Genomic DNA, 20,628 nt, shown 5'->3' on the forward strand with positions numbered 1-20,628 from the left:
TGTCGCTCGTAACTTCGCGCTCAATCTCTACCGCTCCAACGCCTTCTCCAATATGGCTCAGGCTGAACGATTCTGTAAATTCGGCCTAGATACACTCAAGACCGTTTTTAGAATGAAATAGCCCTGGATTTTTAGGGGCTATGGCAATCAACGCTGGTTTGTGAATGGATAGACGCGCATCTTGGTTGCGCAGGCAGCACGTCTATCCTAAGAATTTTCACGCTTCATGGGGATCGCTATACGTTTAAGCATCCCCTATTTCTTTGAAGTCGCTGATCACTAGATTGTGAAGTGTCAGTAAGCATTTTCTAAAGGCCTGGGCCATCACAGAAATGTCGTGTAACGGTCACGTGTAGGCATGATCTAAATCACAACAGAGGCGGCTCAAATGGTTTGACATCCGCCAGAATATGGGCGGTGTCTCTGCTGGCCTGGCTGCCCCAGCCGCTGGGCCATGCGATCGCTGCTATCTCGACCTACCCCTAAAATCTTTAACGCCATGACCGCCAATTTTGCTGCGTCTGCTCGCTTGTCTGGTCGGATCAACATGGGCCAGGTTACGGTCGTGGGGGCTGGCAACGTGGGCAGCACCCTGGCCCAGCGCCTGCTAGAGCACAACCTGGCCAACGTGGTGCTAATCGACATTGTGGCCGGGCGACCCCAGGGAGTAGCGCTAGATCTGGCCCAGGCGACGGGCAGCGAAGGCCACAACCGCACCATCGTCGGCACCAACGACTACCAGGACACCGCCAACTCCGACATTGTGGTGATTACCGCCGGGCTGCCCCGCCGCCCCGGCATGACCCGCGACGACCTCACTCAGACCAACGGCAAAATCGTGATCGAAACGGTGCGGCAGGCGCTGGCCGTGTCACCTCTGGCCAGCATTATTGTGGTCACTAACCCGCTCGACGTGATGGCCTACCTGGCCTGGAAGGCCAGCGGGCTGCCGCCCCAGCGGGTGATGGGCATGGCCGGGGTGCTCGACTCGGCCCGGTTTCAGCGCTTTATTGCCTGGGAGCTGGGGGTGCCGCCCCAGGATGTCTCGGCGATGGTGCTGGGCGGCCACGGCGACCTGATGGTGCCGCTGCCCCGCTACACCACCGTCAGCGGCATTCCGGTCAGCGAGCTGATCAGCGCCGATCGCCTGGCTGAGCTGATCGATCGCACCCGCAACGGCGGCGCTGAGATTGTGCAGCTGCTCAAGCAGGGTGGGGCCTACTACGCTCCGGCCTCGTCGGCCTGCGTGATGGTGGAGGCCATGCTGCGGCACCAGCGGCGCATTTTGCCCCTGGCGGCCCACCTGAGCGGCCAGTACGGGCTCGACGACCTGTACCTGGGGGTGCCCTGTCGGCTGGGGCGGGGGGGTGTTGAGGAGATTTTGGAGCTGTCGCTAACGGCAGAGGAGCAGGCGGCGCTGGCGCGATCGGCGGCTTCGGTTAGAGAACAGCTGAGGGGGGCTTTGGCGTTATTGGAGGGGTAGGACTGCGGCATGGAGTGCAAAATGCAAAGTTCAAAAGGCAAAGTTCAAAATTAAAACTCCTGAGTGCCCCAGGGTTTAAGCTGGCTGCATAGCGGGTTTGCGTCTGGCTGGCTGTGCAAGGGGCAGGTTGGTAGCGTTGGCTGGGATGGCTGGGGCGATCGCGAGGGACTGGGCAACTCCGATTAAAATGACAGAATCGATAGGTACACTGTCTGTTAGCACGGTTCCACGCTCCAGGTTTTGCGATGACGGCCTCTATTCCGACGCTTTCTGCCCAGTACGACCCCACTCAGACCGAGACGAAGTGGCAAACCCAGTGGGAAGCAAACCAGGTCTTTAAGGCCGACCCCGACCACCCCGGCGAGCCCTACTGCGTGGTGATTCCGCCGCCGAACGTGACCGGCAGTCTGCACATGGGCCACGCCTTTGAGAACGCCCTGATCGATACCCTGGTGCGCTACCAGCGGATGGCCGGGCGCAATACCCTGTGGCTGCCCGGCACCGACCACGCCAGCATTGCGGTCAGCACCATCCTCGATCGCCAGTTTCAGGCGGAGGGGCTGAGCAAGGAGGATGTGGGGCGCGATCGCTACCTGGAGCGGGCCTGGGAATGGAAAGCTGAGTCGGGCGGCACCATCGTCAACCAGCTGCGCAAGCTGGGCGTTTCGGTGGACTGGTCGCGCGAGCGCTTCACGATGGATGAAGGGCTCAACGCGGCGGTGCTGACCGCCTTTACCCAGCTCTACGACGAGGGGCTGATCTACCGGGGCAACTACATGGTCAACTGGTGCCCCGCCAGCCAGTCGGCGGTGTCGGATCTGGAGGTAGAGCAGCGCGAGGTAGACGGCCACCTGTGGCACTTCCGCTACCCCTTTACCGATGGGTCGGGCTACCTGGAAGTGGCCACCACCCGGCCCGAAACCATGCTGGGCGACACGGCGGTGGCGGTCAACCCCAACGACGATCGCTACCGCGATATGGTCGGCAAAACCCTGACCCTGCCGATTGTGAACCGCGAGATTCCGGTGATTGCCGACGAGTATGTGGATGCGGAGTTTGGCACCGGCTGTGTCAAAGTCACCCCCGCCCACGACCCCAACGACTTTGCCATGGGCCAGCGCCACAACCTGCCCATGATCACCGTTATGAATAAAGACGGCACCATGAATGAGAATGCGGGGCCGTTTGTGGGGCTAGATCGCTTCGAGGCCCGCCGCCTGGTGGTGAAGCGGCTGGATGTCGAGGGCTTTGTGGTCAAGATCGACGACTACCACCACACAGTACCCTACAGCGATCGCGGCAAAGTGCCCATCGAGCCGCTGCTCTCCACCCAGTGGTTTGTCAACATTCGCCCCCTGGCCGACAAGGCGCTCGACTACCTCGACAACCGCCAGGAACCCAAGTTTGTGCCCGAGCGCTGGACCAAGGTGTACCGCGACTGGCTGGTCAACCTCAAAGACTGGTGCATCTCGCGTCAGCTGTGGTGGGGCCACCAGATTCCGGCCTGGTACGCCGTCAGCGAAACCAACGGCGAAATCACCGACGATACCCCCTTTTTCGTGGCGGCTACCGAGGCAGAGGCCAGGGAGAAAGCCACCGAACGCTTTGGCGAGTGGGTGGAGCTGGTGCGCGACCCCGATGTGCTCGACACCTGGTTTTCGTCAGGTCTGTGGCCGTTTTCCACCATGGGCTGGCCCGACGAGTCGGCCCAAGACTTCCAGACCTACTACCCCACCACCACCCTGGTCACCGGCTTCGACATCATCTTCTTCTGGGTGGCCCGCATGACCCTGATGGCGGGGCACTTTACCCACACCATGCCCTTTGAAACCGTCTACATCCACGGCCTGGTGCGCGACGAAAACAACAAAAAGATGTCGAAGTCGGCCAACAACGGCATTGACCCGCTGGTGCTGATCAACAAGTACGGCACCGACGCCCTGCGCTACACACTCATTCGCGAAGTGACCGGGGCGGGCCAGGACATTCGCCTGGAGTACGATCGCAGCACCGACGAGTCGGCCTCGGTCGAAGCCAGCCGCAACTTTACCAACAAGCTCTGGAACGCCTCCCGCTTTGTGATGATGAACCTGGGTGGGCAGTCTGCCGCCAGCCTGGGCGTGCCCGACTTGGCCAATCTGGAGCTGGCCGATCGCTGGATTTTGTCTCGCTTTAACCGCGTGGTGCAGAGCGTGCGCGACAACCTCGACGCTTACGGCATGGGCGAGGCCGCTAAAGATCTCTACGAGTTTGTCTGGGGCGACTTCTGCGACTGGTACATCGAGCTGGTCAAGCCGCGTTTGCAGGGGGAAGGTTCGGCGAAGTTCACCGCCGCGCAGCAAACCCTGGCCTTTGTGCTCGACGGCATTCTCAAGCTGCTGCACCCGTTTATGCCCCACATTACCGAGGAGCTGTGGCACACCCTCAACCAGGTGGGTGACGACCAGTTTCTCGCCGTGCAGCCCTACCCCACGGTCTTTGAGGGCCTGATGGATGACGACCTGGAGCAGCAGTTTGCCCTGGTCTTTAACACCGTGCGCACCGTGCGCAACCTGCGGGCCGAGGCGGGCATTAAACCCAGTCTGCGCATCGAGACCATTCTGGAGAGCGAAAGCGCCGCCGAGCGCCACATTCTGCACGCCACCGCCGACTACATCAAAGATCTGGGCAAAATTGACACCCTGGTGATTCTCGGCGGCAAGCAGCCCGTTTCTACCGCCCACGCCGTCGAAACGGGGGCAGAACCCAATCCGTCGGCGAAGCTCAGCGAGAACCGGGTGGTGGCCGAGGTGCAAGACTTCTGGCACACCATGCTGCCCCTGTTTGAAGAACCCCTGCACTACGCCGGGTCGTTCTTTGCCGATATTCGCCGCCCGGCCTTTACCCTGCTGTGGATTTTTGCGGGGCTGGTGGGGATCAGGTTCGCCGGGGCACTGGTAACAGCGGTCGACAGCACGCCGATCTTTGGCACGCTGATGGAGCTGGTGGGCCTCTGGGTCGCCTTCAACTTTGTGCGGCAGAATTTGCTCACGGGGCGCGATCGCGAGCAGCTCGGCCAGACCTACCAGACCTGGCGACGCAAGGTGCTGGGTTCCGATACCGCGGTCAAACCCGCCGCCAAACCACGATCGCGCCCCGTTTCTGAGTCTGCGGTGGCTCAAAACGGCAGCAGCGCGATCGCCCCGGCCCCCCTTGAAGCTCCAGAAGCCCCAGCCGAACCGCCCCAAAAACTGTTCGCTGGCGTCACCGGAACCGTGCAGGTACTAATTCCGCTGACCGGCGTAGTCGATGTCGACGCCCTCCGGGCCAAAGTCGAGAAAGACCTGGGCAAGGTCGAGGCCGAAATCAAGTCGCTCTCCGGGCGGCTCAGCAACGCTGGCTTTGTCGACAAGGCCCCCGCTGAGGTCGTGCAGGGTGCCCGCGATGCCCTCACCGAGGCCGAGGCCCAGGCCGCCATTCTCAAGTCGCGGCTGGCCATGCTGTAGGGATCTGGCGGGGAAGTTTCTGTACGCTAACGCCATGGCTGCTCCCTTGTTCCCTGGCTGATCCCCCTTGCCCCCTCAATAAGGGGGGTTAGAAAGGGCCGTCTACAGCGTGAGTCTGGGGGATCCCTCGATGTGATCGCATATCTCACCCTGTTGGGCTTGATCCTTCAATGCGTACTCAGGAAAGATCGATTGCCCAAGCTAAAGTGAGTGCCGAAGTGCGCGCCTTTCTAGCCCTGGCGGTGCCCCTGGCCGGTGCCCAGGTGGCCCAGGCCGCCGTGGGCTTTGTCGATACGCTGATGATGGGGCGACTGGGGGCCAATATACTGGCCGCTGGAGGGCTGGCGGCCCTGTGTTTTCAGCTGCTGCTGGCGGTGGTAGGCGGCTTTGTAATGGCGGTGGGGCCGCTGGTGGCCCAGGCTTTTGGGGCGGGCGATCGCGCTCAGGTCGAGGCCGTGGCGCGGCAGGGCTTTTGGCTGGCGCTGGCGCTGAGTCTGCCGATGATGGCCGGGCTGAGTCAGATGGCAGAAGTGCTGCGGCTGCTCGGGCAACCCGCCGCGATCGCTGAGCTAACCGCCCCCTACTTTCAATGGATTCTCTGGGGCGCACTGCCGGGGCTGTGTTTTGCCCTGCTGCGGGGCTACGCCTCAGCGCTGGCCCAGGCTCAGGTGGTAATTGCGATCGTGCTGGTGGGCACGGCGTTTAATATTGCGGGCAACTACGCCCTGGGCTTTGGCAAATGGGGCTTTCCGGCGCTGGGGCTGGGTGGGCTGGGGCTGGCCAGCGGGCTGAGCTACTGGCTGATGTTTGGCCTGTTTCTGCTCTACATCCTCAGGCACCCCAACCTCAAGCAGTACCAGTTTTGGCGCGGGTGGTACCGAATTCAGCCCCGGCTAGTCGGGCGCATGCTGGTGATGGGGGCCGAGCTAGCGATCACGATCGCCCTGGAGTTTAGCCTGTTTGCCGTCGTTACATTTTTGATGGGCATTTTGAGTCCCGAAGTGCTGGCCGCCCACCAGACCGTGTACCAGACCATCTACCTCATTTTCATGGTGCCGCTGGGCCTGTCCTACGCGGCGACGGCACGGGTGGGGCAGGCCCTGGGCCAGCAGGATATGGCCCAGGCGCGGCGGGCGGGGTATGTGGCGATCGCGATCGCCGCCGCCTTTATGCTGCTCTCAACCGTCGCACTGCTGCTGTGGCGTCAGCAAATCATCGGCCTCTACTTAAACCTGGAGGACCCGGCTAACGCGACCGTGGTGGCCCTGGCCCTACCGATGCTATTCGTGGCAGCCCTAGCTCAGGTAACAGATGGCGTGCAGCGGGTGGCCTCGGGGGCGCTCTACGGTCTGCAAGATACCCGCCTGCCGATGGTGCTCAGCGGGCTGGCCTTTTGGGGCGTGGGCCTCACCACCGGGTACTTGCTAGGCTTTGGGCTGGGGCTAGGGGGCGTAGGGCTGTGGATTGGCCAGTCGATTGGCGTCGCCACCGCCGGAGTCATTTTTGTGGCTCGATTCCATCGACTGACGTGCCCCAAGTCGCCATAAAATAGTACATAAAAACTATTAAGCTCTAGGGTATCGTTCCCCACAGCCGCCGGGTTTGTCGCACAATTAGAGCTACCCCACTTCCCCAGCGTCATGGTTCAGAATCTCAAGTTTGACACGGTCAGCGATCGCCTGCCGCCCCAGAATATCGAGGCCGAAGAGGCCATTCTGGGCGGTATTTTGCTGGATCCTGAAGCGATTGGCCGGGTGATGGAGATTCTGGTGGCCGACGCCTTTTACACGGGGGCTCACCGCGATATCTACAAAGCGGCCTTGGCTCTGCACGCCAAGGGGCAGCCCACCGACCTGATGACGATCGCCGTGTGGCTCAAGGACAACGGCAAGCTAGAGCAGGCGGGCGGCCAGACCCGCCTGGCCCAGCTGGTCGATCGCACCATCAGCGCCGCCAACATCGACCAGTACGCCACCCTGGTGATGGATAAGTACACCCGCCGCCTGCTGATCCAGGCCGGGGGCGACATTGCCCAGCTGGGCTACGACACTACCCTGCCCCTGGAGAATGTGCTGGATCAGTCGGAGCAGCGGCTGTTTGGCATTACCCAGGCCCGACCCCAGGGGGGGCTGACGGCCACCTCAGATATTTTGATTGAGACATTTTCAGAAATTGAGCAGCGATCGCTCGGCGTGGTGCTGCCCGGCATTCCCTGCGGTTTCTACGACCTTGACGCCATGACCCAGGGTTTTCAGCGCTCAGACCTGATTATCGCCGCTGCGAGACCGTCAATGGGCAAGTGCCTCAGTGCCGATGCTCAGATTGTGCTGGCCGACGGCAGCCTTCAGACCATTGGCGATATCTATCAACACCAAACCGCCTCCCTGCTCACTCTGGGGAATGACTGGCGTTTTAGGTTTACTGAACCCAGCGCCTACGTGGATGATGGCGTTAAACCTGTGTTTCGGGTAAGAACGCGATCGGGGCGGGAGATTGAGACTACCCTCACCCACCCCTACTTGACGATTCAGGGCTGGTGTCCCCTGGCTGAGCTAACAGTGGGTACCAAAATTGCCGTACCCAGAACGCTGCCAGTGTTTGGTACCGAAAGTGTCCCTGAGCACCAGGTCAAACTTTTGGCCTACCTGATCGGTGATGGTTGCCTAACGGGTGCCTCGCCGCAGTTCACTAATGAAAATCCTCAAATTCAGGACGATTTCACCGCAGCGGCGCTGCAATTTCGGGGGGTGAAAGTTCGCCTAGAAACCTCCCAGGGCACTCGCACCCCAAGCTTTTACATCAGCGCCGACGGAGAAGACGTGCAGCGTGCCCGCACTGTTTTTGGTCAGGCGCTACGGACGTTGATCAAAGCCAGCGGCCACCCGGCTCGATGGTTTGCCCAAACGCTAGGGGTTGCCCCTAGCCTAGTGACGCTGTGGCAGCAGGGGGAATGCGCGCCTAATCCAGATACCTTTGAACGGCTTTGCCAACTGCTTCAAGTGGATCCAGAACAATTGGCTCCCGGTGGTCTCGCGACCATTCGCTGGATGAGCCAGAATACCGTTACCCTTTGGTTACAAGATCAGCAACTCTGGGGCAAATCAGCCCATCAAAAAACGATTCCGGAGGCTATATTTCGGCTTAGAAAACCCCTTCTGGCCCTTTTCCTCAACCGCCTCTTTGCTACCGACGGCTGGGCGACGGTACTGGCTAGTGGGCAAGCCCAGATCGGCTTTGCTACGGTTAGCGAAACGCTAGCCCGGCAGGTTCAGCATCTGCTGCTGCGATTTGGAATCTTGTCTCAGCTTAGATCCCGCGCTGTCAAGTACCAGGGTGGTCGTCGCTCGGCCTGGCAAATTGATATCACCGATGCTCTATCGATCAAAGCTTTCAGCCAAGACATCGGTATTTTGGGCAAAGAAGTAGCTTTGGCAAAAGTCGAAGCGGCGTTGGCAAACCGCCGCTACCAGACCAACCGCGACCTGATTCCGGTTGAAATTTGGGATGCTCTTCGTGTCGCCAAGGGTGACGAGTCCTGGGTATCTTTAGCCACCCGAGCCGGATTTCAAAGCACCAGCAATATCCACGCGGGTAAACGGGCACCAACCCGTAATCGCCTCTTTGCCCTGGCCACCGCCCTGGAGCACCCAGAACTTCAGCACATTGCCACCAGCGATGTCTATTGGGATGAAATCGTCGCGATCGAGCCCCAGGGTACTAAACAGGTCTACGACCTCACCATCCCCGATACCCACAATTTTGTGGCCAACGACATTTGCGTCCACAACACCAGCTTTGTGCTCAATATTGCTCGCAATATCGCGGCTTTGCAAAAACTTCCGGTCGCTATTTACAGCTTAGAAATGTCGAAGGTGCAGCTGGTCTATCGCCTGCTCTCCAGCGAAGTGGAGATGGAGAGCAGCCGCCTGCGCACGGGTCGCATTGCCCAAAACGAGTGGGAAAAGCTGGGCCACGCCATCAGCGTACTCTCTCAAATGCCGATTTTTATCGACGATACGCCCAACATTTCGGTGACCGAAATTCGATCGCGCTGCCGCCGCCTCCAGGCTGAGCAGGGCGGTGCCCTGGGCCTGATCTTGATCGACTACCTGCAATTGATGGAGGGCGGTGGCGACAACCGGGTGCAGGAATTGTCGAAAATGACGCGATCGCTCAAAGGTCTGGCCCGCGAACTCAATGTGCCAATCATTGCCCTCTCGCAGCTCAGCCGGGGCGTTGAGTCGCGCACCAACAAACGCCCGATGATGAGTGACCTGCGGGAATGCGTGACTGGCGATACTTTGGTGGTGCTGGCCGATGGGCGACGGGTGCCAATCCAAGACCTGGTGGGCAGTACCCCAGAGGTCGTTAGCCTAAATGCTCAGGGCCAGCTGACCCAGGCCCAGGCCGAGTTAGTTTGGCAGGTTGGTACTCGTCCGGTTTACACCTTAACTACAGGTAGCGGGCACAAAATTCGTGCAACCGAAAATCACCGTTTGTATGCCTTCGATGGTTGGCGACAGCTACAACAACTAGAGAAGGGCAACCTTATTGCCGTAGCTCAGCTAGAAGCGTTGAAGCGTGAATCGTCTACAAATACCGGAGCGGCAGGCATTTTTTGGGATGAAGTGCTTTCTATTACGCCTGCGGGGGAAGAACCCGTGTATGACTTGACTGTACCGGGGCCAGAGTCTTGGTTAGCAGACGGCATTGTCTCGCATAACTCGGGTGCGATCGAGCAGGACGCCGACTTGATCATGATGCTCTACCGAGAAGAGTACTATGACCCCGACACCCCCGATCGCGGCATTGCCGAGATTATTCTCACCAAGCACCGCAATGGGCCGACCGGCACCGTCAAGCTGCTATTCGAGCCGCAGTTTACCCGCTTCCGCAACCTGGCCACACCGGGAATGTAGGAACTTACTGCGGTAATCTAGCTGTGGCTGTTCCCTCTAAGGCATCATCATGGGCCAACTAATTCGCTTTAACCGTCCCGACGGTCAAACCTGCAGCGGCTACTACACCGAACCGGCGGCGGGCAGCAGCGCCCCCGGCGTGGTCGTCATTCAAGAATGGTGGGGCCTCAACGACCAGATCAAGGGCGTAGCCGACCAGCTGACGCAGCAGGGCTATCGGGTGCTGGTGCCCGACCTGTACAAGGGCGAAGTCACCGTCGAAGCCGCCGAGGCCGAGCACCTGATGAACGACCTCGACTTTGGCGATGCCGCCACCCAAAATATTCGCGGCGCGGTGCAGCACCTCAAGGCCGATAGCCCCAAAGTGGCCGTGCTGGGCTACTGCATGGGCGGCGCGCTGACCGTGCTGGCGGCAGTCTACGTGCCCGAAGCCGATGTGGCCGTGTGCTGGTACGGGGTGCCACCCGAGGAGGCCGCCGACACCCGCACCATTGCGATTCCGTTTCAGGGCCACTTTGCCCTGCAAGATAGCTTCTTTCCGCCAGAGCAGGTGAAGGCGCTTGAAGCCCGACTCAAGCAAGGCGGCGTCAACTATGAGCTGTACTGGTACGACGCCCAGCACGCCTTTGGCAACGAGAACAACGACATCTACGACCCAGAGGCGACCAAGCTGGCCTGGGCGCGATCGCTGGCCTTCCTCTCCAATCACCTGACTTAGACATTCATTGACCTGCTAATCGACACTGGGGCAGCCGGTAGTGTTGATAACTTTAAACCTGGCGATTAAAACAACTAATTGGTTATATAGTGAATTAAGAGGCTATGTACATTCCTGATTAGATCGCCTGGAGCAGTGCGCTATGGATCAAGCGTTAATCTTTCGCCAACTCTTCGATGCAGATTCATCGACCTACACCTACCTGCTGGCCGACCCGGCGTCCAGACAAGCGGTGCTGATCGACCCCGTATTTGAGCAGCATCTGCGCGATCGCGCCCTAATCGAAGAACTCGGCCTCACCCTGGTTGCCACCCTCGACACCCACTGCCACGCCGACCACGTAACTGGCGCGTGGCTGATGCAGCAGGCGCTAGGGTCCAAAATTGGCATCTCGGGCCGCTACGGCGACATGGTGCAGGGGGCCGACTGCTTGCTTGACCATGGGGATGTGGTGACGTTTGGCGGTCGCGCCCTCGAAGTGCGAGCGACCCCTGGCCACACCGACGGCTGCCTTACCTACGTGCTCGACGACCACTCCATGGCCTTTACCGGCGACTGTCTGCTAATTCGTGGGGCGGGTCGCTGCGACTTTCAGCAGGGCAACGCCCACATCATGTACGCGTCTATTACCGAGCAAATTTTTAGTCTGCCCGACGACTGCATCATCTGGCCCGCCCACGACTACAGCGGTCGCACGTCGTCTAGCGTGAAGGAAGAAAAAGCCTACAACCCCCGCATCGGCGGCCAGGCCGACGAAACCGACTTCGTGGGCTATATGGAAAACCTGGGCCTGCCCCACCCCAAAAAGATCGACATTGCGATTCCGGCCAACTGCGTCTGCGGCAAACCCGAAGATGGTCAGATGCCCACCGTGGCCGAGTGGGGACCAGTGCGCCTCAACTACGGCGGCGTCAGAGAAATCGACCCCCAGTGGGTGGCCGAAAACCTGGGCCAGGTCCACGTGCTCGACGTGCGCGGCGAGGATGAGTTTAATGCCGAACTGGGCCACATTGCGGGGGCTCAGCTGGTGCCGCTGCCCGAGTTAGAGGCCCGAGTGAAGGAAATTCCTGCTGAGCAACCTGTGGTGACGGTATGCAAGTCGGGACGGCGATCGGCCCAGGCCACCGTAATTCTTAAAAAGCAGGGGCTCAAAGAAGCGGCCAGCCTGCGCGGCGGCATGCTGAGCTGGAACGAGGCTCGTTTGCCGGTAGAGAAGGCTTAGCGTCTTTGCCCAAATTTGCAGCGATGGACTCAACTCCGAACCAGGGCATCGTCTAGGCGGTGCCTTTTTGTTATAGGGTTACGGCAGCTGGTCGGGGTCAATACCCTGGGCGCGGAGTAGGGCGGCGAGGCGATCGGCCCGCTGGCGCTCGGTTTCAGCCCGCTGGCGTTCGGCTTCAGCCCGCTGGCGCTCGGCCTCGGCCTGTTCTGCACTCCAGAGCAGCAGGTTGCCGTCGGCATCCCACCAGCGCAGCCAGTTGAGGGTTTGAGTCAGGCGTTCGCCATACCAGACCCCCAAAAATAGCTCTAGGGGCTCAATCCAGAATCGTCCGGCAGCATCGGGTTGTTGAATCTCATAACGACCGTTTTGCAAGTGGCGTACTTCTAATTTGGCCCTTTGGGGGGCGTAGATGACGTAGACGGGCACCTGCAAAATGTGTTCGTAGAAGTAGAGCTTGCCGTAGGGTGCAATCGATCGAATGGATAGCTCACCGTTATCATCGGCGGAGAGGAATTCCATCACGACGGCTACTGAATCGCCTTCTAGCTGGGGAGTGTAGCTGCGGCGCACTACATTTTCAGGAATTGGATTCACCCGTGGCACGTAAAACCAGTCAGGTGCTTTGATGATGGTTTCGTCATCTACCCCGGCAACCAGGCCAAAATTAGAGCCAATCAGCATCTCAGGCCGAATGCGTTGGGCTGCGCCGAGGGCATCGGTCAGTGCAGCTGCCAAGGGCGGCTGATGAATGTTTTCCACTGGATCGTCGAGCAGCTGAAAGTCATCGGGCAACGGTGGCCAGGTAATTGTGGGGCCAGTGCGAGGTTGAGCTTGAACCATAACAAGCTTGTCCTGGGCGGCGAAATGGTCAACAGCAAGAGGAAGATAAGTCCATCCTAATCGCTGGCTCTGTCAGGCTCTACCGTGCCTGACAAAAGTTGAGGGCGATCGCACCATCCCATCCGGGTAGTGCGATCGCCCCATGCAAACAGCCTTAACCCCTAGCGCACCGCGCCGACGCGCACGGTTTGCAGGCTCTCGGCCAGCTGGCGCACGACGGCCACCATCGCCAGCGGGTTGTCGAGCTTGTTGACGGCTGAGCCGACGCCGACGCCCGCTGCACCAGCCGCGATCGCCATCGGAGCCGTCACATCCGACAGGCCGCTGGCGCACAGCACTGGGATCGCTACCGCGTGAGAAATAGCGTGGGCGGCGGCCAGGGTGGGGGCGGCTTTCTCAATTAGCCCCAGGGTGCCGGGGTGAGCGGGCTGGCTGCTGGTGCCCCCCTCGGTCTGGATGATGTCGGCTCCAGCTTCCACCAGGGCTTCGGCCAGGCTGACCTGCTCGTCGAGGGCCAGAATGTGGGGCACCGTCACCGACAGGGTGATATTGGGCAGCAGAGCGCGGGTGCGACGGGTGAGGTCGAGCACCTCGGGCGCTTCAAAGCGGCGGCCCTGGGCGTAGAAGGCGTCGAAGTTGCCGATTTCGATCAGGTCGGCTCCGGCGGCGACGGGGGCCAAAAAGGCCTCAGGCTCTACCGCCGAGACGCAGATGGGCAGGGTGGTTTGGGTTCTGGCCAGGCGCACCAGGTCGGCATCGGCGGCGATATCGACAAAGGTGGCCCCGCCCTGGTCGGCGGCCTTGACCACGGCGGCGACCCGCTGGTGGTCGGTGTTGGTGAGGCCGCTGATAATTTTTAGAACGGAGTGGGTGGCAAAAGCCCGCTGCAAATCAGAACGCATAGGTGATTACTCTCAATCGCTGGTCTTAGTCCTGTTTGGGATGGCACAGGCCATGCCCCTCGAACAGGGTTGATTGGGACATTGTCGCATTCTGAGCGGGGTTGCGGCGGCAGATGTCAGAGAAAGCCAGAACCCTATGCTGAGTTCTACGCGGTTGCACCCCGGATTGTAGGGGCATTGCAGTGCAATGCCCCCACGAGGTTTCTGTTTGGAGACAGGGTGATGCGATTCGGATTTACCCTGCATACGGGCGGCCCTATTCCATAATTACGATTACGCCCTGGGACTGGTGGTCGGAGTTCATCAGGGGAGTGCAGGTGACTCGACAGGTAATGTTGCGCCCTTTGCGATTGACGGCTTCCAGCGTGACTTCGGCGGCGTTGCCGTCGACCAGGGCAAGGCAGTCGCGAATGGGCTGGCGCAGCTGCCCCACCGGCAGGCCAATGTCGAGGTTGAGAAAGTTTTGGCCGACGGCTTCTTCGGGGCGCAGGCCCCAGAGGTCCTGAGCTTTTTGGTTCCAGATCTGCACCTGAAAGTCGTGGTTCACCACCACCACGCCCCCCTTGAGGCTGGTGAACACGCTTTCTAAAAAGGCGTTGCTGTGGTTGAGGTCTTCGCTGCGGCGCTGGAGTTCGTCGTTGACGGTTTGCAGTTCTTCGTTGGCCGACTGGAGTTCTTCGTTCATGGTCTCCAGCTCTTCGTTGGTCGATTGCAGCTCTTCGTTGGTGGTTTCGAGTTCTTCGTTGGCCGACTGGAGTTCTTCGTTGGTGGTTTCGAGTTCTTCGTTGGTCGATTGCAGCTCTTCGTAGGCCATCTCCAGCTCCTGGTTGGAGTGTTCGAGTTCGGCCTGCAGGCGCTTAAAGCGGGTGACATCGACAAAGCTAACGCTGGCTCCCAAGATAGCGCCGTCGCTGGTCAACAGGGGGTTAACCTGCACCTCTAAAAAAACGGCGTCGCCCCGCGAGTTTTGCCAGACGATATCGGACAGGGCAACGGTGCGGCGGCTCTCGTAGGCTTCTTCGAGGCACGATCGCAGCTCTACCGGGCGATAGGAGAGTTCTAGATCTCGCAGGGGGCGGCCTACATCGCGCTGGGAGAGGCCAAACAGCACCCGCATCCGCTGGTTGGCCATTGCCAGCACGCCGCTGTGGTCGAGCACGATGCGGGCCACCGGGCCAACGTCAAAGGCGGTCTCGCGCAGCCGCATCTGGTCAGATAGGCGATCGGCGGCGTCTTCGCTGCCGGTTTGGGTCATGATCAGCAGGCGATCGCGCACGTTGGTGCGGGGCACTTTAGAAAAAATTCGCCCCTTGAGCTGCACCGGGCTAAACATATCGCTGTGGGTGAGCAGCATTTCGGCTTTGCCCAAAAACAAATAGCCATTGTCGCGCAGGGCAAAGTGAAACCGGGCCAAAATTCGGCTCTGGGTTTCAGCATTGAAATACATCAATGTATTGCGGCACAGCAGCAGATCGACCTTCGAAATGGGGGCGTCTTGAATCAGGTCGTGGCGACCAAAAATGACCAGGCGGCGCAGATCTTTGCGAAAGGTGTAAAGCCCTTCCTTGTCCTCAAAAAACTGCTCCAGCTGGGCGGCTGAAAGGCCCTCTACCTTTTGCTGCGAGTAGGTGGCCTGGCGGGCTTCGGCCAGGGCATCGTCGTCGAGGTCGGTGGCGTAAATTTTGACCCGATCTTGAAATGCCTCAATCCCCAGCAGCTCGGCCAACAAAATGGCGATGGAATAGGCTTCTTGGCCCGAGGCGCAGCCAGCGCTCCAGACCCGAATCGCGGTTTCACCGGGCTTGGCGCGCAAAATGGCGGGCACAATTTCGCCACGCAGCGTATCCCAGGCGCTGGTGTCGCGAAAAAACGAGGTGACGTTGATCAGCAGGGTGTTAAACAACTGCTGAAACTCGTGGGGGTGCACCTCTAGATAGTCGATGTAGGCGATAAAGGAGTCGACCCCAACGACCTGCATGCGCCGACTCACTCGGCGCATCAGGCTGGAGCGCTTGTAGCCGCTAAAATCGACCCCTCGATTGGTGCAGATGTGGTCAAGCAGGGCCTTGAAGTCGGTATTTTCCAGATCGCTTGTCACAAACTACCCTCGTCGCTGCACTAGTTTAGCCAGGGCGGGCGGAATTTGCTCGAGCGGCAAAACCCAATCGACCGCACCGGTAGCGATCGCGGCCTGGGGCATGTTGGCCACGCTGGCGGTAGCCGGGTCTTGCGCAATCACCCGACCGCCGTGCTGCTTGATAGCGCGTACCCCCAACGCGCCGTCGTGGCCATAGCCCGTGAGCACCACGGCGATCGCTTGGTGGCCAAAGCACTTCGCCACCGAGATTAGCGTGCAGTCGGCGGCGGGGCGGGTAAAGTTTACTTTTTGAGTTTGCGTCAGGCGCAGCCTGCGATCGCCCGTCACCAGCAGATGATGGTCGGGGGGGGCAGTGTAAATGGTCGTGGCTTCAATTTTCTCTCCGGCTTCGGCATCTTTGACCTTCAGCGCCGTCATGCGGTTCAAAATTTGGGGCAGCAGGCTGGCGGTGTTGGGGTTGAGGTGCATGACCACAATCAGGGCGACGGCAAAATCAACGGGCAACTGGGGCAGCAGCTCGCCCAAAGCCTTGATTCCACCCGCCGACGCGACAATGGTGACCAGCTCGAACCGGGAGGCTAGCGGGGCAGTCGATGGCGGGGCATCAGTCATGGGTTTCCTTTGACATGGCAAATAACCCTACAACAAACGACCCAACGGGTTCAGCCCAATCTCAGCCGGATGCTCAGGTTGGGCCTGGTTTGATGCGGCGAAAATCGAGTTGTAAACAGAAAACTTTAGAACAACGTTGTTCTAAGCGCATCTGATGTAGTTTAGGCTATGTTTTTTTTTTAAGTACAAAAGCAATAAATTGTAGGACAGCCAGGGCCGCCGCCCTCGTCAGCTATAGGTTAAAGACTCGACTCCAGGTCAGAGACCTGGTCTGAAGAAAGATTGCCGCCCTGTAGCCGCATTTCTTGCTGACGCAGAATAATTTGCCTGACCAGTTCGACATTTTGCTCGGCATCGGCGGCGCGTTTGGCAAACTGCTCTGCCGACTTGGGTCGGTTTTGCTCTCTGGCGTAGGTCTCCAACCGCCGCGACAGCGCGGCGCGCTCTTCGATCGCGCGTACTGCCGTCCACAGGGCGCGCTCCAGGTCGTCGGCCTGTTCGGCAACCAAACTGTCGAGCGAGTAGGCGTGGCCCACGTGGCAGCGATACCGCAGCAGGTTGCCCTCCCGCAGCTCCCACAGCACGCCGCCGCAGTCGGGGCAGGTGAGGGGCGACGCCGCATTCGAGCGCTCCCCCTGTTCAGCCGCCGCTTTTTCGTCAGCGACAATCTCGTCTTCAAACCTGGGCTGTTCAGAGGTCATAGCGGAGGCATCTGGGGTGCGGGTGGTCAGGAACGCAATTTCCTTGGCCAGATCGGCCAGCGGCAGCACGCGATCGACCGCTACGTTTGCGATCGCGCTCTCGGGCATGCTTCTAAACATCGCCTCGGCAGGGTCTTGTACCAGAGCCAGGCCCCCCTCGGCCTTAATGGCGCTGAAGCCGCTGGTGCCGTCGTCGAGCATGCCGGTAAGCACCACGCCAATCACCCTGGCCCCGTAGGCCTTGGCCGCCGAGCGAAACATGGGGTCAACAGCAGGACGATGGCCGTTTTCCTTTGGCCCCCGGCTCAGCTCTACAGTGTCGGCATGAACCAGCAGGTGATAGTCGGGCGGGGCAATATAGACGCGACCCGGCTGAATGGCTTCCCCATTCTGAGGGTGGGCCGCAGGCAGCGTGTCGAGGCGGTTGAGAATGTCGGGCAAAAAGCTAACGCCGTAGGGCGGAAAATGTATGGTCACAAAAATGGCCGCATTTAAGTTGGGGGGCAGCAACTCAATCAGCCGAGCCAAGGCCTCAACCCCGCCCGCAGAAGCTCCGATTACGACAATGCAGTGACTTGCCATAATGGGCTCCTAACAAATGGGCAAATTGTGAATGGGCAAGTTATTTTGCACCAACGCATAGCATAGCCCCATCGCCAACCATAAACATCCCCCCAAGTGAATGTCTGAGAGAGGGGATAGCCCAGGACTCTACCCGAATGAAACGCCCACATTGCTGGTGCATCCCACTTTTGCAAGGTTGGCCCCCCCTACATTGCTGGTGCGATCGATAAACCACGGGCTGCGATCATCAATCATCCAGGGCCTTCCTACTGCCCCTCGTTCCAATACTCAGCATTGGGGCACCAGATGGGGCTCGACCCACAGTTGGCTGATACAAGCCTCTGGGGCGGAAACTTTATTGCTCAGGTCAACTAAACAACCGCACGAATGCGATAAACGATCGCACCACTGCGATTAACAATTACAGGGCTGTGATTAACAATTACAGGGCTGCGATAAACAATCACAGGGCTGTGATTAATGGTTACAGGGCTGTGATTAACAATTACAGGGCTGTGATTAATGGTTACAGGGCTGTGATTAACGGTTACAGGGCTGCAATCGTTAATTTAGGCAATCCAGATCGCTGTCGCGTTGGGTCAGCTCAATCATTCTATCGTTCCTACGCTCCGCGTGGAATGTCCACAATGGCGCTCCTGCGCCCCGCTTCGAGCAGACGCAGGAGCGTCTGAGGAGCCAGTGTCAACGCAGGAGCGTTGGCACGATAAAAACAATGAACACTTCCTAAAAACGCAAGCCCCTCAAGAGCAAAGTTCTGCTGCCAAACTTTTTCTCTCACAAAAGTCTTTCTTTGGAGAGATAAAAACTGTCCCTAGATGCAGGACTATCGGGTTGTTGCGTCATTTTGTTCCCTGATGCGACAATCGGCGGAAATTTGGAGAAGGCATGAAACTGCTAGTCGTTTACTACACAATGTACGGCCACACAATGCAGCTAGCCCAGGCTGTCGTTGAAGGAGCCAAGCAGGTATCTGGCATAGAGGTAGAGCTGCGACGGGTGCAGGAGTTTGACGCCGTCAACCAAATTATCGATAGCAACGACGCCGCCCGACAGGTGCGCGAGCAGCAGCAAGACATTCCTGTGTGTACTGTAGATGACCTCAAAGCTGCCGATGGCGTGGTGTTTGGCTCGCCCACCCGCTACGGCAACATGACCGCCCAGATGAAGCAGCTCTTCGACTCCACCGCCAGCCTGTGGCTGAATGGCGACATGGAGGGCAAGCCAGCGGGGGTGTTTACCTCCACCGCCTCGACCCACGGCGGCCAGGAAACCACCCTGCTGACGATGATGGTGCCGCTGCTGCACCTGGGCATGCTGGTGGTCGGCGTGCCCTACTCGGTGACGGGCATGATTCACACCGAGGCGCGGGGCGGTACACCCTACGGCCCCTCTACCATTGCAGGCGGCCAGGGCGAGCTACAGCCCAAGCCCGAAGATTTGGCGATCGCCCGCGCCCTGGGCCAGCGCGTCGCTGAGGTGACAACCAAAGTGCGGGGGTAGCAAGCTGCTTCTCGTGCCAATGCTCTGCATTGGCATGTTCGTTCAAGGCTCTGGCTTCTGAGCCGAGCGGCAGAGCCGCAAAACTAAGGTGCCCAGACGGAGTCAGGGCATCAGTGAACAGCCAAGTCTGATCGCTCAGGGCTTGAGGGCAAAGCTCATGCGGCAGGGTGCCACCGTCTGCGGCAGCTCAACGCAAAATTGGCTGCCCCGGCCCAGCTCGCTTTCTACCGTAATGCTGCCCTGCATAACCTTGACCAGAGCATGCACGATCGCCAGCCCCAGCCCTGTTCCCTGAGCCGTGCTGCGAGCGTTGTGAACCTGCCAAAATTCTTGAAAAATATAGGTCTGATCTTCGGCGCTAATGCCGCAGCCGGTATCTTGCAAGACCAGCAATAGGCGGTCGGCGGGCAGCGCTTTTACTCTCACCGTTACCCGGCCACTGTCGGTAAACTTGATTGCGTTTGACCACAGGTTGGTAATAATTTGCCGCAGACGAGCGCGATCGTTGGTGATTAGCAGGGGCGCATCGGGCAGGTCGGTTTCGAGGGCGATCGCTTTTTGGGCGGCCAGCGGCTGTAGCTCGTCGAGGGTGGTGTTGACCAGTTCGAGCAGGTCAAAGGTTTCGAGTTTTAGCTCGACCTGGTGCGCCCGCAGCCGCGAAAAGTTGAGCATGTTTTCGATCAGGCTGAGCAGGTGCTGGCCATTGTGGTGAATGCGCTCGGCCATTTTGATCGCCCTGGGGTCTTGGTTGGGGCTAAACTGCCTCATCAGCACCTGCGAAAACCCCAAAATCGCCGTCATCGGCGTCTTTAGCTCGTGGGAAACGGTGGCCAAAAGCTGGGCTCTGAGTCGATCGGATTCTAGCAGCTCCAGATTTTGGGCCTGAAGCTGAGCGATGGCAGCTTCGGCTTTTTTGCGATCGCTAATGTCTCGCATTTGCCACCGCAGCCCTACCGCAGTACCGTCTACATCTTCGACAGTTTGCACAGTAATCTCTACCGTAATCGGCTCCGCCCATCGCCCTGCGATCGTCAGTTCCCAGCCCTGTACCCGCCGAGTCTGCCGAATTTGGCTAAGCAGGGTGCGAAAGTTGACCCGCTCGGCCTGAGCGACATGGGTAACCAGGGGTTTGCCCCGCAAATATCGTTGCTCAGCATTCAGCAGCATGGCCGCCGCCCGGTTGGCCTCCTGCACCACGCCATTGAGGTCGGTAACCAGATAGCCGTCGGGGGCAAACTCAAACAGGTGCTGGTAGCGCTGGCGCTCGTTTTCGGCTACATGCCGAGCGGCGATAAGCTGATCGTTTTGGGTGAGTAGTTCTTCTTCGGCAACGTGCAGTTCTTCGACCGCCAGGCGCAGCTCTTCTAAGGCCAAAACCAAATGCTGCGATTGATCGGTAGGGAATTCTTGGGCACCGTCATACAGTGTTTTGACCCGGTCATTAACTTTTTGTAGGTACTGGGTAAAAAATTTGGCTTGAAGCGCACTCACACTGCCCCCTTGTTGGTCACCTTGGGCTCAGTCTGTCGTCAATGGCAGATATTCACATCCCCCGCCATGAGT

Annotated in this window: 13 protein-coding genes; 7 read left to right on the plus strand and 6 right to left on the minus strand. The window is 59.4% G+C overall.

The annotated features are described in order from the left end of the window. The first annotated feature begins 499 nt into the window (after positions 1–499). The 6 genes from mdh (at position 500) to ACQ4N7_RS26655 (ending at position 11,827) form a co-directional block, all read left to right on the plus strand. A complete protein-coding gene (mdh, locus tag ACQ4N7_RS26630) occupies positions 500–1,483 on the plus strand; it encodes a malate dehydrogenase (RefSeq protein WP_430714467.1) in 984 nt (327 codons plus the stop codon). A 245-nt stretch (positions 1,484–1,728) separates the two neighbouring features. Continuing rightward, on the plus strand, positions 1,729–4,968 hold the full coding sequence (locus ACQ4N7_RS26635) for a valine--tRNA ligase (RefSeq protein WP_430714468.1): 3,240 nt from the start codon (positions 1,729–1,731) through the stop codon (positions 4,966–4,968). 206 nt (positions 4,969–5,174) lie between these two features. After that, positions 5,175–6,515, plus strand: a complete 1,341-nt coding sequence (locus ACQ4N7_RS26640) for an MATE family efflux transporter (protein ID WP_430714469.1) — start codon at positions 5,175–5,177, stop codon at positions 6,513–6,515. Between the two features lie 93 nt (positions 6,516–6,608). Then, positions 6,609–9,887, plus strand: a complete 3,279-nt coding sequence (dnaB, locus tag ACQ4N7_RS26645; protein ID WP_430714470.1) for a replicative DNA helicase — start codon at positions 6,609–6,611, stop codon at positions 9,885–9,887. A gap of 49 nt (positions 9,888–9,936) precedes the next feature. Next, positions 9,937–10,605, plus strand: coding sequence for a dienelactone hydrolase family protein (locus ACQ4N7_RS26650; protein ID WP_430714471.1), 669 nt, complete (start codon positions 9,937–9,939; stop codon positions 10,603–10,605). 142 nt (positions 10,606–10,747) lie between these two features. Next, complete coding sequence (locus ACQ4N7_RS26655; protein ID WP_430714472.1) at positions 10,748–11,827, plus strand: rhodanese-like domain-containing protein; 1,080 nt, start codon at positions 10,748–10,750, stop codon at positions 11,825–11,827. 78 nt (positions 11,828–11,905) lie between these two features. On the opposite strand, the gene ACQ4N7_RS26660 is transcribed toward ACQ4N7_RS26655, so the two are convergent. The 5 genes from ACQ4N7_RS26660 to ACQ4N7_RS26680 form a co-directional block, all read right to left on the minus strand. Next, complete coding sequence (locus ACQ4N7_RS26660; protein ID WP_430714473.1) at positions 11,906–12,667, minus strand: Uma2 family endonuclease; 762 nt, start codon at positions 12,665–12,667, stop codon at positions 11,906–11,908. A 161-nt stretch (positions 12,668–12,828) separates the two neighbouring features. Continuing rightward, positions 12,829–13,569, minus strand: a complete 741-nt coding sequence (locus tag ACQ4N7_RS26665; protein WP_430714474.1) for a DUF561 domain-containing protein — start codon at positions 13,567–13,569, stop codon at positions 12,829–12,831. A gap of 256 nt (positions 13,570–13,825) precedes the next feature. Further along, on the minus strand, positions 13,826–15,667 hold the full coding sequence (locus ACQ4N7_RS26670) for a CheR family methyltransferase (protein WP_430714475.1): 1,842 nt from the start codon (positions 15,665–15,667) through the stop codon (positions 13,826–13,828). Positions 15,668–15,670: 3 nt separating this feature from the next. Continuing rightward, positions 15,671–16,279 (minus strand): chemotaxis protein CheB, encoded by a 609-nt coding sequence (locus ACQ4N7_RS26675; protein WP_430714476.1) that lies wholly within the window; start codon positions 16,277–16,279, stop codon positions 15,671–15,673. 239 nt (positions 16,280–16,518) lie between these two features. Then, positions 16,519–17,562 carry a chemotaxis protein CheB gene (locus tag ACQ4N7_RS26680; RefSeq protein ID WP_430714477.1) on the minus strand — a complete coding sequence of 348 codons (1,044 nt, stop codon included), beginning with the start codon at positions 17,560–17,562 and terminating at the stop codon, positions 16,519–16,521. An 888-nt stretch (positions 17,563–18,450) separates the two neighbouring features. On the opposite strand from ACQ4N7_RS26680, the gene wrbA reads away from it, so the two are divergent. Further along, entirely contained in the window at positions 18,451–19,065 is a 615-nt protein-coding gene (gene wrbA, locus ACQ4N7_RS26685; protein WP_430714478.1) for an NAD(P)H:quinone oxidoreductase, read from the plus strand. 135 nt (positions 19,066–19,200) lie between these two features. On the opposite strand, the gene ACQ4N7_RS26690 is transcribed toward wrbA, so the two are convergent. After that, on the minus strand, positions 19,201–20,556 hold the full coding sequence (locus ACQ4N7_RS26690) for a PAS domain-containing sensor histidine kinase (RefSeq protein ID WP_430714479.1): 1,356 nt from the start codon (positions 20,554–20,556) through the stop codon (positions 19,201–19,203). Between the last annotated feature and the right edge of the window lie 72 nt (positions 20,557–20,628).

Source organism: Nodosilinea sp. AN01ver1, assembly GCF_050565655.1.
In the GTDB taxonomy this organism is placed as follows: Bacteria; Cyanobacteriota; Cyanobacteriia; order Phormidesmidales; family Phormidesmidaceae; genus Nodosilinea.

Excerpts from the sequence above, each read along its gene's own strand:
- ACQ4N7_RS26635 (WP_430714468.1), top strand. The coding sequence starts at position 1,729 with ATGACGGCCTCTATTCCGACGCTTTCTGCCCAGTACGACCCCACTCAG.
- ACQ4N7_RS26675 (WP_430714476.1), bottom strand. The coding sequence starts at position 16,279 with ATGACTGATGCCCCGCCATCGACTGCCCCGCTAGCCTCCCGGTTCGAG.
- ACQ4N7_RS26655 (WP_430714472.1), top strand. The coding sequence starts at position 10,748 with ATGGATCAAGCGTTAATCTTTCGCCAACTCTTCGATGCAGATTCATCG.
- ACQ4N7_RS26650 (WP_430714471.1), top strand. The coding sequence starts at position 9,937 with ATGGGCCAACTAATTCGCTTTAACCGTCCCGACGGTCAAACCTGCAGC.
- dnaB (WP_430714470.1), top strand. The coding sequence starts at position 6,609 with ATGGTTCAGAATCTCAAGTTTGACACGGTCAGCGATCGCCTGCCGCCC.
- wrbA (WP_430714478.1), top strand. The coding sequence starts at position 18,451 with ATGAAACTGCTAGTCGTTTACTACACAATGTACGGCCACACAATGCAG.
- ACQ4N7_RS26665 (WP_430714474.1), bottom strand. The coding sequence starts at position 13,569 with ATGCGTTCTGATTTGCAGCGGGCTTTTGCCACCCACTCCGTTCTAAAA.
- mdh (WP_430714467.1), top strand. The coding sequence starts at position 500 with ATGACCGCCAATTTTGCTGCGTCTGCTCGCTTGTCTGGTCGGATCAAC.
- ACQ4N7_RS26660 (WP_430714473.1), bottom strand. The coding sequence starts at position 12,667 with ATGGTTCAAGCTCAACCTCGCACTGGCCCCACAATTACCTGGCCACCG.
- ACQ4N7_RS26680 (WP_430714477.1), bottom strand. The coding sequence starts at position 17,562 with ATGGCAAGTCACTGCATTGTCGTAATCGGAGCTTCTGCGGGCGGGGTT.